Annotated in this window: 16 protein-coding genes and 1 other annotated feature; all 16 genes read right to left on the reverse strand. The window is 41.1% G+C overall.

Annotation, left to right across the window (positions count from 1 at the left end; all coding sequences use genetic code 11):
* Window positions 1-9 precede the first annotated feature (9 nt).
* The 16 genes from cccA to ACN6NB_RS11495 all read right to left on the reverse strand — a co-directional run bounded on the left by cccA (window position 10) and on the right by ACN6NB_RS11495 (window position 16,068).
* A complete protein-coding gene (cccA, locus tag ACN6NB_RS11420; RefSeq protein ID WP_059374613.1) occupies window positions 10-369 on the reverse strand; it encodes a cytochrome c550 in 360 nt (119 codons plus the stop codon).
* A 301-nt stretch (window positions 370-670) separates the two neighbouring features.
* Complete coding sequence (gene rpoD / locus ACN6NB_RS11425) at window positions 671-1,792, reverse strand: RNA polymerase sigma factor RpoD (protein WP_008342392.1); 1,122 nt, start codon at window positions 1,790-1,792, stop codon at window positions 671-673.
* 205 nt (window positions 1,793-1,997) lie between these two features.
* Window positions 1,998-3,827: a DNA primase gene (gene dnaG / locus ACN6NB_RS11430; RefSeq protein ID WP_144516073.1), complete on the reverse strand. Its 1,830-nt coding sequence runs from the start codon at window positions 3,825-3,827 to the stop codon at window positions 1,998-2,000.
* Window positions 3,828-3,860: 33 nt separating this feature from the next.
* The gene (locus tag ACN6NB_RS11435) at window positions 3,861-4,361 is read right to left on the reverse strand and encodes a YaiI/YqxD family protein (protein ID WP_024423016.1); all 501 of its coding nucleotides are present in this window, start codon (window positions 4,359-4,361) and stop codon (window positions 3,861-3,863) included.
* Window positions 4,362-4,622: 261 nt separating this feature from the next.
* Window positions 4,623-5,444 carry a pyruvate, water dikinase regulatory protein gene (locus ACN6NB_RS11440; RefSeq protein ID WP_008342399.1) on the reverse strand — a complete coding sequence of 274 codons (822 nt, stop codon included), beginning with the start codon at window positions 5,442-5,444 and terminating at the stop codon, window positions 4,623-4,625.
* Window positions 5,445-5,469: 25 nt separating this feature from the next.
* Window positions 5,470-6,108, reverse strand: a complete 639-nt coding sequence (gene ccpN / locus ACN6NB_RS11445; RefSeq protein WP_039180035.1) for a transcriptional regulator CcpN — start codon at window positions 6,106-6,108, stop codon at window positions 5,470-5,472.
* 167 nt (window positions 6,109-6,275) lie between these two features.
* Window positions 6,276-8,321: a glycine--tRNA ligase subunit beta gene (gene glyS, locus ACN6NB_RS11450; RefSeq protein WP_126681579.1), complete on the reverse strand. Its 2,046-nt coding sequence runs from the start codon at window positions 8,319-8,321 to the stop codon at window positions 6,276-6,278.
* Window positions 8,314-9,201 carry a glycine--tRNA ligase subunit alpha gene (glyQ, locus tag ACN6NB_RS11455; protein ID WP_012010611.1) on the reverse strand — a complete coding sequence of 296 codons (888 nt, stop codon included), beginning with the start codon at window positions 9,199-9,201 and terminating at the stop codon, window positions 8,314-8,316. Before glyQ ends, glyS begins: the two co-directional genes overlap by 8 nt.
* A 112-nt stretch (window positions 9,202-9,313) precedes the next feature.
* Window positions 9,314-9,491, reverse strand: a binding site (T-box leader).
* Window positions 9,492-9,530: 39 nt separating this feature from the next.
* Entirely contained in the window at window positions 9,531-10,301 is a 771-nt protein-coding gene (gene recO / locus ACN6NB_RS11460) for a DNA repair protein RecO (protein ID WP_144516075.1), read from the reverse strand.
* Window positions 10,302-10,336: 35 nt separating this feature from the next.
* The gene (locus ACN6NB_RS11465) at window positions 10,337-10,480 is read right to left on the reverse strand and encodes a YqzL family protein (protein WP_003217288.1); all 144 of its coding nucleotides are present in this window, start codon (window positions 10,478-10,480) and stop codon (window positions 10,337-10,339) included.
* 148 nt (window positions 10,481-10,628) lie between these two features.
* On the reverse strand, window positions 10,629-11,534 hold the full coding sequence (era, locus tag ACN6NB_RS11470) for a GTPase Era (protein WP_126681578.1): 906 nt from the start codon (window positions 11,532-11,534) through the stop codon (window positions 10,629-10,631).
* Window positions 11,527-11,925, reverse strand: coding sequence for a cytidine deaminase (locus ACN6NB_RS11475; protein WP_008356263.1), 399 nt, complete (start codon window positions 11,923-11,925; stop codon window positions 11,527-11,529). Before ACN6NB_RS11475 ends, era begins: the two co-directional genes overlap by 8 nt.
* Before the next feature lie 113 nt (window positions 11,926-12,038).
* On the reverse strand, window positions 12,039-12,425 hold the full coding sequence (locus ACN6NB_RS11480) for a diacylglycerol kinase family protein (RefSeq protein WP_024423020.1): 387 nt from the start codon (window positions 12,423-12,425) through the stop codon (window positions 12,039-12,041).
* Window positions 12,403-12,882, reverse strand: coding sequence for an rRNA maturation RNase YbeY (gene ybeY / locus ACN6NB_RS11485; RefSeq protein ID WP_024423021.1), 480 nt, complete (start codon window positions 12,880-12,882; stop codon window positions 12,403-12,405). Before ybeY ends, ACN6NB_RS11480 begins: the two co-directional genes overlap by 23 nt.
* On the reverse strand, window positions 12,883-14,994 hold the full coding sequence (locus ACN6NB_RS11490) for an HD family phosphohydrolase (protein WP_376765038.1): 2,112 nt from the start codon (window positions 14,992-14,994) through the stop codon (window positions 12,883-12,885). It lies immediately after the preceding gene.
* 114 nt (window positions 14,995-15,108) lie between these two features.
* Window positions 15,109-16,068, reverse strand: a complete 960-nt coding sequence (locus tag ACN6NB_RS11495; RefSeq protein WP_099663454.1) for a PhoH family protein — start codon at window positions 16,066-16,068, stop codon at window positions 15,109-15,111.
* Between the last annotated feature and the right edge of the window lies 1 nt (window position 16,069).

Genomic DNA, 16,069 nt, shown 5'->3' on the forward strand with positions numbered 1-16,069 from the left:
TGTGTAAGGTTATTTAATTTTAGATACCCATTCCGCCATATCATCGAGCTTTTCATTCGGAATCAGCCCGCCTGGCATCCCGTTGCCGCCTTCTTGAATTTTCTTCTTGATGTCAGCTACTTCAAGCTTGTCTCCAACACCTTTTAAAGCAGGACCTGCGCCGCCTTCATAGTTTTCCCCGTGACAGCTTAGACAGTTCTGTTTATACAATTCTTCCGGCGTCGCATTTGCTGTCTCTTCTTGCTTTTGCTCCTTGCCCCCTGAGGCAATTTTTTCTTCATCTTTCAGCCCCTTCATTGATAAGAAAAAAGTGAGTCCAATACCTAAAATGGCAATCAATAAAAATGGTATAAGTGGATTCCGTTTCATTTCTTTCATCCTCCCCTTTGTGAAAACCCCTTTGAGACTATGCAAACAATTCTAATTCTACTTTAATTTTACAAAAAGTAAACGAATTATGATACAAAACTTTGGTCAAGTTCACAGATTAGACAAAAATGAATCTAGATGAGAAACGAAGCCTTCAGCACATTTAGATGTATTTTTTATACATCTTTTCTCTAAGAACGTTGCAAATTCATTTGTTATTCAGTAAAATATAATCAGATTGAAAAAAGCGTTTTCATTTTTGATAAGAAAGAACGGATCTCTTTCAAGATCCGTCCGGTTTCTACTCTAAGAAGTCTTTTAATCGTTTACTTCTGCTTGGGTGTCTTAATTTACGAAGAGCTTTCGCTTCAATTTGTCGGATACGCTCTCTTGTTACGCCGAACACCTTACCAACCTCTTCTAACGTGCGTGTTCTTCCGTCGTCTAGTCCGAAACGTAGTCTCAGCACATTTTCTTCACGGTCCGTCAGCGTGTCTAATACATCTTCAAGCTGCTCTTTTAAGAGTTCGTACGCAGCGTGGTCAGATGGAGATGTCGCCTCTTGGTCTTCGATAAAATCACCAAGATGTGAGTCATCTTCTTCACCAATAGGTGTTTCTAAAGATACAGGCTCTTGCGCAATTTTAAGAATCTCTCTTACCTTTTCTGGAGTTAAATCCATGTCTTCAGCAATTTCTTCAGGCGTTGGTTCTCTGCCTAGGTCTTGCAGAAGCTGTCTTTGAACACGGATCAATTTATTAATGGTTTCCACCATATGAACCGGGATCCGGATTGTTCTCGCCTGATCGGCAATCGCACGTGTGATCGCCTGTCTAATCCACCAAGTCGCATATGTTGAGAATTTATATCCTTTGCGGTAATCAAACTTCTCAACCGCCTTCATCAGACCCATGTTTCCTTCTTGAATCAAGTCAAGGAACAGCATACCACGACCAACATAGCGTTTCGCAATGCTGACAACGAGACGAAGGTTCGCTTCCGCTAATCTTCTTTTTGATTCCTCATCGCCCTCTTCGATCTTTTGAGCGTACGTAATTTCTTCTTTAGCAGATAACAAATTGACGCGTCCGATTTCTTTTAAGTACATACGAACAGGGTCATTGATTTTGACACCTGGTGGTACGCTTAAATCATTCAGGTCAAATTCTTCTTCCGCTTTAGCCAGCTGCTGAACATTTGGGTCTTCTGTCTCTTCGTTTTCACTAATGAGCTCTACACCCTGTTCGCCTAAGTATTCATAGTATTCATCCATTTGGTCTGATTCAATTTCAAAGCTAGACATACGCTCTGCAATTTCTTCGTATGTTAAAACGCCCCGTTTTTTACCCGTTTCAGTGAGCTTATCTCTCACCTGTTCAAAGGTTAATTCAGTTTCGGTTTCGTGGGCTTGTTTATCAGCCATTATGGATCCCTCCTTCCAAAGCTTGCAACGAATTCTAAAGTAACTTGCGATTTGCTTCCGCCCTGCTTTTCTCTCTCTGTCAAACAGAAGACGAAGCAAATAGGAATAAAATAAATAATGATGAAGGCAAGATGCTTGCGGTCTTATGCTCCTCCCGTAAAGGATTCATTGCCAGCCGTAAGTCCTGTCATTAATAATAGACGTATTACTTCAGCGAACGGGTTAATTGAATAATTTCTTGTCCAAGTGTTGCCGCTTTGAAGAAATCTTTTTGCCTCTCCGCTTCTGCACGTTCTAGTTCTTTTTCCTTTATCATTGACAAATTCCGATGATTCAACACTGTTTTTACATAATCACTTAATTCAGCTTCACTTAGTTCGTCTCCGACTTGAATCATTAATATATCCGTCAACAGCTGATTCATGACATCATCTTCTATCCGGTTCATCAGATGTTGCGGCGTTGGTTCTTTGCCTTCTTCATACAAGGCATAAATGTACGTTGCCAGCGCCCTGTGCGAATCTATATTAAATTCAATCCCGATTCTGTCAAGTACTTTGCGGATCACGTCATCGCTTTTTAACATATGAGCAAGCAGCATTCGCTCTGCATTTTCATATGCCGGCCGCAGACGCTTTCTTCTTACTTGTGTTGACAGATGTGCACGCCGTTTTTCAAGCCCGTTTTCTTCCTGCGTGCTTTTGGTTTCTTGCCGCTGCTGCTTTTCAAACAGCTCCAGTTGTTCTTTTAATGAATCAAGTGAGATCGAAAACTCCCCAGCAAGCTGTTTCATGTAAATCTCTTGCTCCAAAGAGCCGTTTAACCGGCTGATTTCTCGGAGAACCTGCTTCATATAAGTAAGACGGTCTCCTTCGTCTGATAAGTTTTTTCCTCTTCGGAAAAAATTCATCTTAAACGTCATTAATGTCACACTTGCATCTATGATGTCATTCCTAAATTTCTCGCCGCCATATTTACGAATGTAATCATCTGGATCAAGTCCATCTGGTATCATGGCAACGCGAACTTTACATCCTCTTTTTCCAAGCAAATCTGATGCTTTCATGGTCGCTTCGTATCCGGCCGTATCAGAGTCATAGCAAAGGATGATCTCTTCTACATTCCGCCTGAGAAGCTTTACGTGCTCTTCTGTAAGAGACGTACCCATTGTTGCAACACTTTCACCGACACCTGATGTAACAGCTGAGATGACGTCTGCAAATCCTTCAAAAAGAACTGCCCGTTCGCGTTTGCGAATATGCATACGTGCGTCATGAAAGTGATAAAGCAGCTTACTTTTATGAAAAAGCGGCGTTTCAGGACTATTCATATATTTAGGCTGCTGATCACCAAGCGATCTTCCGGAAAAAGCGATGACCGTTCCATGATGATCATGAATGGGAAACATGACACGATCTCTAAAGCGGTCAAAAAAGCCTGTGCCGTTTTCACGTTGAATTAAAAGACCAGCCTTCTCCATCATCACAGGATCAAATCCTCGTTTTTCTAAAAACTTGGTCACGAAATCCCAAGAATCAAGAGCATACCCGATCTCAAACTTGGCAATTGTTTCATCCGTAAAGCCTCTGGACCGTAAATAATCGAGTGCGTTTTGACCTTCCTTTGTATTTACCAGCAAATGGTGGTAAAATTTCTTAAGAAGCTCATGGGCCTCAATCATTTTATGATCTGCTGTGTCCTCCTGCTGAGAGGAACTCATCTGAGCATTCGCCACCTGATCAGGCAGATCAATATGGTACTTATCAGCCACATGTGAAACGGCTTCAATAAATGAGTAGCCTTCCATTTGTCTGAGGAACGAAAACACATTGCCTCCTGCACCACAGCCAAAACAATGGAAGATTTGCTTATCTGCTGAAACAGAGAATGAAGGAGTATTTTCACCATGGAATGGACAAAGACCGAAGTAATTTCGACCTTGCTTTCTAAGCTGTACGTATTCTCCAATCACTTCGACAATGTCTGCGTTTTTTTGGATCTGCTCCAAAAGTTCATCTGGTATACGTTTGCTCATCCTAATAACACTCCGTCGTACATTATTCGCCTTTTAATTTAAAAATCCTTCATGATTCGACAGGATTTTTTGTAGTTGCGCCATAAATCGCTTCTTATCCTCTTCTAAAAGCTTTTTGGGACCTTTTCCGTATACACCTTTTCTTCGCTGTTTGCTGGAAACATGCCTGCGTTCCAAATCAAAATCAATTGTTTCGTTTGTGTACATTCGTCCTCTTTCAGACAGAACAATGACCTGTCTCGGAAGCAGTAAGGAGGCAAGACCAATGTCTTGGGTGACGACAATATCATGTGCGGCAGCTGAGTTGGCAATGACTAAGTCCGCTGCTTCCTTATGTGTATCTACAAACCGCCAATCTTCAAGTGGAGATCTTTTGGTTTGAAAATGCTCATATGAAGCAATGAATGTCACTGGTACTTGAAATTGAGATGCGACAGAAAGGATTTCGTCTTTTACAGGACAAGCATCTGCATCGACATAAATCGTCCTCTCTTTTTTACGTTCATTCAGGTGACTAATTCTCCATCCCTCCACCTTATTCCTGCTTTAGAGAAGCAAAAAGACCATACTTTTCCCCCATAGAGCAATCAACAGTAAAACTCATTTTGTCGAAAAGTTATGTTCAGAATCACTTGACTTCTGCCAATATTAGTTTATTCGTTCTTGACTTAACTTAAACCTAAAATCAATCATTTTATCACAATTTTTTATTATAATACAAATGCAGCAAATATGCTATTGTTTTTGTTTACCCGTTTCCCACCATAGGAAAAACCCAGGAGGAGCATCCTGAGTTTATTCGGAACCTCTTTTGGTCAGCATTTGATGAATGACATTTGCCGTTTCTTCAACTGCTTTATTCGATACATCAACGACTTGACAGTTAATGCGGTCAACCACTTTTTCAAAATACTCTAGTTCCTCTTTAATCCGCTCAATGTTCGCATAAATAGCGCGATCATTTAAACCAAGAGATTTTAAACGCTCTTTGCGAATATGATTTAGTTTGTCTGGACTAATTTTCAAACCGATACATTTCTTCGGATCAACTGAAAATAACTCTTCTGGCGGATCAACTTCAGGTACAATTGGTACGTTCGCTACCTTCAGCCGTTTATGCGCCAAATATTGAGATAATGGTGTCTTGGACGTGCGTGATACACCAATGAGTACAATATCAGCCTTTAGAATACCTCTTGGGTCTCTGCCGTCATCGTATTTCACAGCGAACTCGATGGCTTCTACCTTTTTAAAATAGTCCTCATCTAATTGACGTACACGACCCGGCTCATGTTTCGCTTCATTTCCATATGCCGTCTCCATTTTATCAATGAGTGGACCGATGATGTCATAATAAACAACACCGTTTGCTTCTGCTTCCTCGATTAAGAATTGGCGCATTTCTGGCACAACAAGAGTAAAGCAGACGATCCCATTATCTGCTTTCGCCAGTGAAATGACTTCTTTAATCGTACCAACATCTTCTACATACGGGATTCTTCTAATATTTGAATGGTCTGATGAGCCGCCATCAAATTGGCTAAGTGCCGCTTTGACCACGAGCTCTGCCGTTTCTCCTACTGAATCTGATACCACAAAAATTACGCGATTACTCATAACATCCCCTCGCAGTCTTCTGTCATTAGATTATTTCGTTCTCTGATAAGCTGACAAGTATTTTCGTCATGTTTGTTTTCGTGATTCTTCCGACCACTTCAAAGCCTTTTTCCGTATCTTTTATCACAGGAAGTGCATCTATTTGCTTTTCAATCAAGTGCTTCGCCACATCCATAATGAAATCTTCTTTGCGGCAAACGGTGATGTTCGGCATTCTTGTCATAATAATATGGACAGGGATAGATGGAAGCTCCTGTTTCCCTATACTTGCGCGAAGGAGGTCTTTTCTTGATAATACGCCTGTTAAAATAGAGTGATCGTCCACAACGAATAATGTGCCCACATCCTCTAAAAACATCGTACAAATCGCATCATAAACCGAAACATTCTCATGTATCACCACTGGAATGGATTGAAAGTCTTTCACTTGAAGTTTTTTCAGCTTATCTGCGAGAAGCTGCGTGCCTGTTTTTCCTGTGAAAAAGTAGCCGACCCTTGGTCTTGCTTCTAAAAAGCCTGACATTGTTAAAATGGCTAAATCCGGTCTGAGGGTCGCCCTTGTTAAGTTCAGCCGATCGGCGATATGCTCTCCAGTGATCGGACCATTCTCTTTGACAATCTGTAAAATCTGCTCTTGCCGTTTATTTAACTCGATTGTACTCACCACCTTTAAATAGAGAGAGCGAAATCTTTATTTTATGTATATCATTTTCATAACTCATCATATTATAGCGCATCTTTGTCCGAATGAAACAAAAATCCACTCAAAAACCGTGAATTAAATGAGTAAAAAACGATTGCCCTTCGGAAAAGGCAACCGTTCTTAGGTATTTATTTTACAATTAAATTGTTCATATTCGCAAATGATTGAATCACTTTGGCCAGTTTGACCATCTGTGCCAAACGATTTCGCTTCAGTTTTTCATCATCCGCATGAACCATTGTGTGATCGAAATAATGAACGATCGGTGTTTTTAACGTATCCAGCGCCTCAAGTGCCAAGCTGTATTGTCCTGCTGCTACATGGTCCTTGACAGCTTTCTCTACTTGCTGATACGCCTCAAACAGCTTTTGCTCATGTTCATTTTCAAACAGTTCAGGCTGAATCTCTGCGTCTTCGCCTTTTTTACTGATTGAAATGACGCGTCCCAATGCTTCAGCCGTTTCTTTGAAGCTTTCTTGTTTTACACTCTCTTCAAGAACAGCTGCTTTTTTGACGACTGCATATGGCTCAATATTTTCAACATCCAGCACTGCATCAACAACATCATGGCGTATATGCTCTGCTTGAAGAACATATTTTAAACGATGCGTTAAAAATTCAATTAGAGCAGCTTCATGTTCTGTCTTTACTTGAGCAAGTGCTAACAGCTCTTTAAATGAAATATTCCAATGACGGTCGAGCAAGATTTGAACGATACCACTCGCTTGTCTTCTAAGTCCATAAGGATCTTGAGAACCTGTAGGGATCACATCGATTGAGAAGAATGAACAAATAGAGTCGAGCTTATCTGCTACGGCCACAATCGCACCAATCAAAGTAGACGGCGCCTCATCACCAGCAAAGCGCGGCATATAATGCTCGTTAATGCTTCTTGCCACTTCTTCATGTTCACCAAGAGCTCTTGCATATTTCTCACCCATAATTCCTTGTAATTCAGGGAATTCATAGACCATTTGAGTCACAAGGTCAAACTTCGAAATACTTGCTGCTCTAGCCACGCGTTTTGTTGTTTCGTCATCTGCTCCGACATGCGCCGCTAGACGGGTTGCAATGTCTGTCACTCTCTTCAGCTTGTCGCCGATTGTTCCAAGTTTCTCATGGAATACCACTTTATCAAGCTTTTTAATATTGTCTTCAATCACTAGTTTTTCGTCTTCTTTATAGAAGAATGCAGCATCTGATAAACGTGCGCGAAGTACTTTTTCGTTCCCTCTTGCGACATTTTCCAGCGCCTCACTGTTTCCATTTCTGACTGTAATAAAATGCGGCAATAATTCTCCTTGCTCATTTTTCACAGGGAAGTAGCGTTGATGCTCTTTCATTGTTGTCACCAATACTTCTTCCGGCAATGCAAGAAACTCCTCTTCAAAGGAACCAGACAGCACAGTTGGATATTCTACAAGATCGTTCACTTCTTCTAGAAGTTCAGGATCAACAGGAATGACCCAACCTTTTTCTGAAGATAGCGCATTTAGCTGTTCAGTAATTAATTGTTTTCTTTTATCTGAGTCTGCAATCACAAATTGATCGCGCAAAGTTTGTTCATAAGAAGCAGGTGAGTCGATGCTCGCTGTCGTACCAAGGAAACGATGTCCTCTTGTTTCACGGCCGCTTTTCACCCCAGCAATTTCAACAGGTACAATCTCTTGTCCAAATAAACAAACAATCCATTTAATCGGACGGATATAGCGTAAATCTTCGCTTCCCCATCTCATGTTCTTTGGAAAGCTTAATGAAGCAGCGATCTCACCTAACGCTGGGAGAAGGTCTTTGACTTGCTTCCCTTCTTGAAACTTTTGGACATGGACATAATCCACTCCTTTGATCTCTTTGAAATAGAGATCATCTGTTGAAGCACCTTGGCCCCGGGCGAAGCCTTCAGCAGCTTTTGTCCAATTGCCTTCAGCATCTTGGGCAATCTTTTTAGCTGGACCTTTTGCTTCTTCTTTGATGTCTTCTTGTTTTTCTGCGACACCTTTCACAAGTACAGCAAGACGTCTTGGTGAGTTGAATAAAGCAGTCTCTTCAAATGAAATATTTTGCGTTTCAAACCATGCTTTTACTTTCTCACCTAGCTGTTTTGTGCTCTCTGGCATGAAACGAGCCGGCATCTCTTCTAAGCCGATTTCAAGTAATACATCTTGTTTATTCATGAGAAGCCGCCTCCTCTTTTAGCATAGGGAATCCCAATTTTTCGCGTTCTTCATAATAGGTTTTGGCTACTTTTCTTGCTAACTGACGCACTCTTCCGATATAACCAGTTCGCTCAGTCACAGAAATAGCACCCTTTGCATCGAGCAGGTTAAATGTATGAGAGCATTTGAGGACATAATCGTATGCCGGGTGAACAAGTCCTTTGTCCATTTGACTGTGTGCTTCTTTCTCATAGGTTGTAAATAGCTCGAACAGCATGTCAGTATTAGATGTTTCAAATGTATACACAGAGTGCTCATATTCAGCCATTAAGAATAAATCTCTGACCGTAAATCCGTCTGTCCATTCAAGATCGAAGACATTTTCTTTGTCCTGGATGTAAGAAGCAAGACGTTCAATACCGTATGTGATTTCAACAGAAACGGGCTTACATTCTAAGCCGCCGACTTGTTGGAAATACGTGAATTGCGTAATTTCCATCCCATCAAGCCATACTTCCCAGCCAAGTCCAGCACAGCCAAGAGATGGATTTTCCCAGTTATCTTCTACAAAACGAATGTCATGTTTCAGCGGGTCAATGCCAAGTGCTTTCAATGATTCAAGATATAGTTCTTGAATATTGTCAGGTGATGGCTTAATGATCACTTGAAATTGATGATGCTGATACAATCTATTTGGGTTTTCTCCATATCTGCCATCAGCCGGGCGTCTTGAAGGCTCTACATATGCTACCTTCCATGGCTCTGGGCCGATGCTTCTGAGGAACGTGTATGGACTCATCGTTCCGGCACCTTTTTCTGTGTCATACGCCTGCATTAATACGCAGCCTTCATTTGACCAATGCTTTTGCAGCGTCAAAATCATGTCTTGAATATTCAATGATCGCACCTCCATCTTTTCTACACCAACCGCTATGTATGGCGGGTGGGATTAGAACCTTGTAAGAGAACACAAAAACTCCCGTCTCTATGCTCGCAAGGTTCTTTGCAAACATAGGGACGAGAGTTTTTCCCGCGGTTCCACCCTATTTGCTGGTGTCGTAGCATCCAGCCGCTTTGTTTTACGCTGCTCAAGAATGCCTTTCGTTACGCCTCCATCCTTAGCTCACACCGCCCTAAGGTCGCTTTTATGGATTTTACGTAAGTACTTCTTTCTGTCAATGCAACATATTTTATCTTAGATGATCTTACAAAAAGTCATGGGAGATGTCAACTTTTGTTTTCGTCACCCATTAGCTTTTTCATGGATTCCATCTGATTCATGAATTTTTTTGATTTTAAATAGAGGCCGGAATATTCGTCATAGTAGTGATCAAGCACTTGACGAATTTCTTGTTTCGTCTGAGGCTTCACATCAACCTGACCAAGCCTTGATAAATCAAAATAATGAAACAAACGGAGCAGCCTTGCAGCTGCGGGGGATAAGGGCAGTCTATATGGATCTTTCGAAAAACAATTTTGGCAAATGAAGCCGTTATCTCTTATCGAGAAATGGAACTGCCCTTCTTTTTGACCACAGTGAACACATTGATCAAGTTCAGGCTTCATCCCCATCACTGATAACATTTTAACCTCTACGATAAATAAAATAATATCAGCATCTGTGCCTTCGTTGAGATGACGCAGAGATTGAAGCAGAAGCTCAAACAAATAAGGGTTTGGCTTTTTTTCTTCTGTCCCTTTATCAATCAATTCTGTCATATAGGCTGCATATGCGGTCAGAAATAAATCTTCCCGAATGGCCCGCATACTTTCAATCATTTCGCCTTGCTGGAGCGTTCCAAGTCCTGTTGATGATTGGATAAGAAAGGTGCCGTATAAAAACGGCTGACTTATGGCTGAAAGGCGGCTGTTTGATTTTTTTGCGCCTCTTGCCATCACGCCAATTTTTCCATGTTCTCTAGTGAGCAGCGTGACAATTTTGTTTGTTTCGCCATAATCTGTTGTTCTAAGGACGATTCCTTCAGTTTTAATGAGCATTTGTCTACACTCCGAGCGCTGGAGGGGGTCAAGAATTATAAGATTGGAAAATCAAATCGTGCTATTTCTTCTTCAAGTACATCGGGTCTTTCCAGGTTCTCCTTTTCTAACTCTTTGAAAAGCAGATACGTGTCAACGCTTCCTGTTTGTGAAAATACGTTCCATGTAAAATTCAACATAAAAACCCCACCTTTCTTTATTAGAAGCAGCAACGCTACATCCAACATATTAATTTTATCTTGACCAGGCTACCTCCATTTCATGATAAACAATTTTTACTAATCGAACCGCACCATTGTCAGATTTGCTGACAAATGCAGCGATTTTTTAATATTCGTCTTCTCTAAATCCGAAGTCACGAAGGTGAGTGGATTTATTACGCCAGTCCTTCTGAACTTTGACCCAAAGCTCTAAATACACTTTTGAGCCTAGAAGTGCTTCAATATCTCTGCGCGCTTTTTGTCCCACTTCTTTTAACAAGCTGCCTCGTTTACCAATGACGATCCCTTTTTGCGAATCACGTTCTACGACAATGGTTGCCGCGACATGGATCTTGCCATTTTCATCTGGCTTAATCGATTCAATCGCAACCGCAATACTGTGCGGAATCTCTTCTCTCGTTAAATGCAGCACTTTTTCACGAATTAATTCAGAAATAATAAACCGTTCTGGATGATCTGTTACTTGATCTGCCGGATAAAATTGAGGGCCCTCTGGAAGATAACCTTCAATCTGCTGAAGAAGCGTGTCGATATTGTTTCCTTCAAGAGCTGAAATTGGCACAATTTCCTTGAATGGATAACGTGTACGGTATTCATCAATTAAAAGAAACAGTTCATCTGGATGAATTTGGTCAATTTTATTCACGACAAGGAACACCGGTGTAGATGTTTGCTTTAGTCGTTCAATGATGAATTCATCACCTTTGCCATAGCCTTCCTGTGCGTTGATCATAAATAAGATCAGGTCGACTTCCTTCAGTGTATTTTGAGCCACCCTCATCATAAAATCACCAAGCTTATGCTTAGGTTTATGAATCCCCGGTGTATCGATAAAGATCGTTTGTGATGTGTTCTTTGTCAGGACACCTTGCACTTTGTTTCGCGTCGTTTGGGGCTTATCGCTCATGATGGCGATCTTTTGTCCAATAACGCGATTAAGAAAGGTTGATTTCCCTACATTTGGTCTTCCAATAATTGATACAAATCCTGATTTGAAGCTTTCGTTAGTCATTTAAATCCTCCGGTGAAAATGCTCCTGGCAATAGTTCGTTTACTGTTGTTTCGTATATATGTCCTTTTAAGTTCGTTAGAATCACTGGCATGTCAGGTGCACATAGCTCTGAAATGACCTGTCTGCATGCGCCGCACGGCGAAACAGGACGGTCTGTATCAGCCACCACTGCTAACATTTGAAAAGATGTAATGCCTTCTGAATAGGCTTTAAAAAGTGCTGTTCTTTCCGCACAATTACACATACCATATGCTGCATTTTCAATGTTGCAGCCGCCATACACTTTTCCATCATTCGACAGTAACGCTGCACCGACTTTGAATTTAGAATAGGGTACATATGCAAAATCTCTTGCTTTGATTGCTTCTGAAATCAACTCTTGTTTGTTCATTCCTAGTTCCCACTTTCAGAAGAAATGGTACCACTGTCACATTTATATTTTACATAATTCACGTGACATTTTCACGCCCATTTCTAAAAATGTTAATAAATAGTAATATTGTTCTATTGCATGATCTTCGGTAAGAAGATGATCAACCCAATCATAACCGAAATCGCGGCGTAAACGCAAACAGCGCCTGCCGCAGCGTCCTTCGCCCTCTCTGCAAGCGGGTGTCTTTCTTCTGTCATCAGATCCACTGTATGTTCAATGGCTGTATTGACAAGTTCAAGCGCAAACATCCCCCCGCATAGAAGAAGAACGATCAACCATTCAAATGGGTCAATGCGGAACCAAAAGCCGCAGATCACCACGATGATGGCTGCGACTGTGTGAAATCGAAAATTCCGTTCATTCAAGAAAGTTCGCCATATTCCTCTAAATGCATAATAAAAACTCCGAAAAAAACGGGCGAGCGGCCTTCTTTTCTTACGATGATCTCGAAAGGCCATAATCATCCAAGATTTTTGTCTGTTTGGCGAACATTTCTTTTTCATCTTCCTCTGTCATATGATCATACCCGAGCAAATGGAGGAAGCCATGAATCGTTAAGAATCCAAGCTCTCTCATAAAGGAATGTCCATATTCCTCCGCCTGCTCTTTCGTTCGATCCACACTAATGATAATGTCACCAAGTACAGGCGGGATATCATCCGCTCCAATGATTTCAATCTCCCCTTCTCCTTCTTCCTCAAGTGCAAAGGAGATCACATCTGTTGGCGCGTCTTTTCCGCGGTATTCTTTATTGATTTGATGAATCTCTTCATTCGAAACGATCGTCACTGATACTTCCGCTTGATCCTTGACCTCAAGTTCGTCTGCAGCAAACTGAAGAAGCTTTTCCACTTCTTCAAGCTGCTCTTTTGATACTTGTCCTGTTTCATCTATTAAATCGATTAACAATGTCATTTACTTCACCTTCTGCTTCGGGGCATCTGGATATTCAATCCGAGAATGAAAAATCCCCTTTAATGTTGTACAAATTGTTTGGCTGATAATATTTAATTCTTTAAATGTCAGGTCACATTCACTAAATTGCCCGTCCTGCATTTTATCTGAAATAATGCCTTTGACAAGCTTTTCAATCCGCTCTGGATTTGGATTATGCATGGAACGAACCGCCGCTTCAACGCTGTCAGCCACAGAAATAATCGCTGCTTCTTTTGATTGCGGCTTTGGACCAGGGTAACGAAATTCTTCTTCTGTGACCTGATCATCACGCTCTTTTGCCTTATAGTAAAAGAACTTTAAAAGAGACTTTCCGTGATGCTGTTCTGCAATGTCGACAAGCTCTTCAGGAAACTTCTTTTCTCTCAGCATATCAGCGCCATCTGTCGTATGGGCAATAATAATATTTTTACTCAGCTGAGGAGAAAGCTTGTCATGCGGATTATCAATGTTCATTTGGTTTTCGATAAAGTATTGCGGTCTTTTCGTTTTCCCAATGTCATGATAATAAGCGCCGACCCTTGCTAAAAGACCGTTTGCACCAACTGCTTCACATGCAGCATCCGCTAAATTCGCCACCATGACACTATGATGATATGTACCTGGTGTCTCGGTTAAAATCTTTTTGAGGAGCGGATGATTTGGGTTAGATAATTCAATCAGCTTCATTGTGGAAAGAATACCAAACATGCTCTCAAAAACAGGCATTAACCCAATGACCAAGATAGATGATGCAAACCCTGACACAATCGCCATCATGAGGTTCACACCGATTTCAAGCCCTGATGGTGAAGAGTTTTGGATCAGTGTAATGGATAAAACCACAAGTACATTCACCAGCGCCACCAAAAGCCCAGCCTGCAATATTTTTGATCTTGCATTATGTTTTCTTAAAAATAAAATACCCGCCATCCCGCTCATCAGATAATAAGCGCAGATCACATAGTTAAAGACGCCGGTTACTCCTTGATTAAACATCATACTGCCGCAAAGAGCAAATACAAGACCGGAGAAGATTGCTAACCGCTCATTAATGAGCAGTTTGATCAGCATCGTGCCAAGTGCCACTGGCACAACATAGCCTATCGTTGTATATTTCGTTTCCTGGAAGAGACTGAACACTTCCATAATAATTAAAATAATCGTAAAAATAAGCGAGTAGAGCAGTAATGACTTATTCTTATGGACAAGCGACTTTTTTCTCGATTCAAGGGAATGAATAATCGCTGCTAAGAACAGGCCAATTAATATGAAAAGACCACTTATAGGCTTAAATAAATTTGAGCTGTTTAATAGACCCGTGAGTTCTAATTTGCGATAAACTTCCCGGTCGATGAGCTCTCCTTCTTCAACTAAGATTTGCCCTTGCTTAATTTGCACAGGCTGAATATTGTCAGCCGCTTCCTGTCTTTTCTTCTCTGTTGCCACTGGGTCAAATACATAGTTTGGGATGATCGCAAATTCACCGATTTCTTTCGCTGCATTTAAGTATTTTGATGGAATCGAATTGTTTTCAAGCTCTGCTTTGACTTGTTTTTTCTCATCTTGTAATTTCGCTGCTGTGATTTCTTTACTCATCAGTGAATTCACCACTGTGATGATGGAATCCTTAGTAAATGAGAGATTCTCATCACTTGCCTGAAGCAGTGCTTTGATGGATTGATCCGAAACAGCTTCCTGCATATCTGTTGTGAGCTTTTCTTTGACACGCTTGACCATTTCTTGATCTGATGGCGCTTTCTCTTTATCATCAGCTGCTTTCTTCTCTTCTTTAATGGCTTCAAAGAGGGATGAGATGAGGTCTACACGATTATCAGAATACGCTTTTTTGAGCGTATATTGATCTTCCACTTGATCTGTTGCTTCTTGTTTCTTCTCTTCTGTCGCTTCTTGATCATCAACAGTTGACGGAGAATAGATGGTCTGTTCGCTCACAGAAAATAAATCTAAGTCGAGCGATTCAGGCTTTACATGGAAGAAGAGCACCACGAATAAAATGGCTGCTAAAGCAGCGTACAGCAAAACATTTAAATAACGTGAGCGCTCCATTTTCTGAGGTTCTTTTTTAGACAGCAGTCTTTTGCGCTTACTGCCTTTTTGATTCTTTCTCAAGGAAAGTACCTCCTTTTTTACTTTAAACCACGATCGAAACAAAATGACCCGATGAAGACGATCGGGTCACTCAGTTCATTTTTGCTTTTCGTATGCGCCAATGATCTTCGCCACAAGCGGGTGTCTGACCACATCTGTCTGGTCTAATTCAATAAATGAGATGCCCTTGATATCTGCAAGCATGTCCTTTGCAGCCGCAAGACCTGACTGCATGCCCTTTGGCAGATCAATCTGTGTAATATCTCCTGTAATGACCATTTTAGAACCAAAGCCAAGTCTCGTCAAAAACATTTTCATTTGGGCAGGTGTTGTATTCTGCGCTTCATCTAAAATAACAAATGCATCATCAAGCGTCCGGCCTCTCATATAGGCAAGGGGCGCTATTTCAATCACGCCGCGCTCGATTAAACGTTCCGTATGATCACTGCCAAGCACATCATGCAAGGCATCATATAGTGGTCTTAAATAAGGATCTACCTTTTCCTTTAGATCGCCTGGTAAAAAGCCAAGACTCTCTCCTGCTTCAACAGCTGGTCTTGTCAGGATAATCCGTTTCACATGTCCATTTTTTAATGAATGTACCGCATTGACGACTGCCAAATACGTCTTCCCTGTACCAGCTGGTCCAATTCCAAAGACCAGGTCATCTTTTTTCATCGCCGCAGCATATTCCCGCTGGCCGATTGTTTTCACCCTGATCGACTTTCCTTTGGCATTTTTCGTAATTTCATCTTCATACATATTCTCAAAATAATTCAGCTTGTTTTTTTGCGCCATTTTAATGGCATAGACGACATCCCGTTCAGATATCTCGATTCCTTTACGGATGAGATGTAAAAGAGATGTGATCAAACGGCTTACTGTATCTCTCGATGCTTCCTCACCAGAAACATACACTTTTTCTCCACGCGTAATAATGGAGACGTTCAGCTCGTTTTCCATTAGTTTCAGATAAGCATCTTGATTGCCAAATAAAGCAATCGCTTCGTTTGGACTATCCAATTTTTGTTGAATCTCAAGTAAATGTTCTGTCATT

This window comes from Bacillus sp. 11B20, assembly GCF_056098985.1.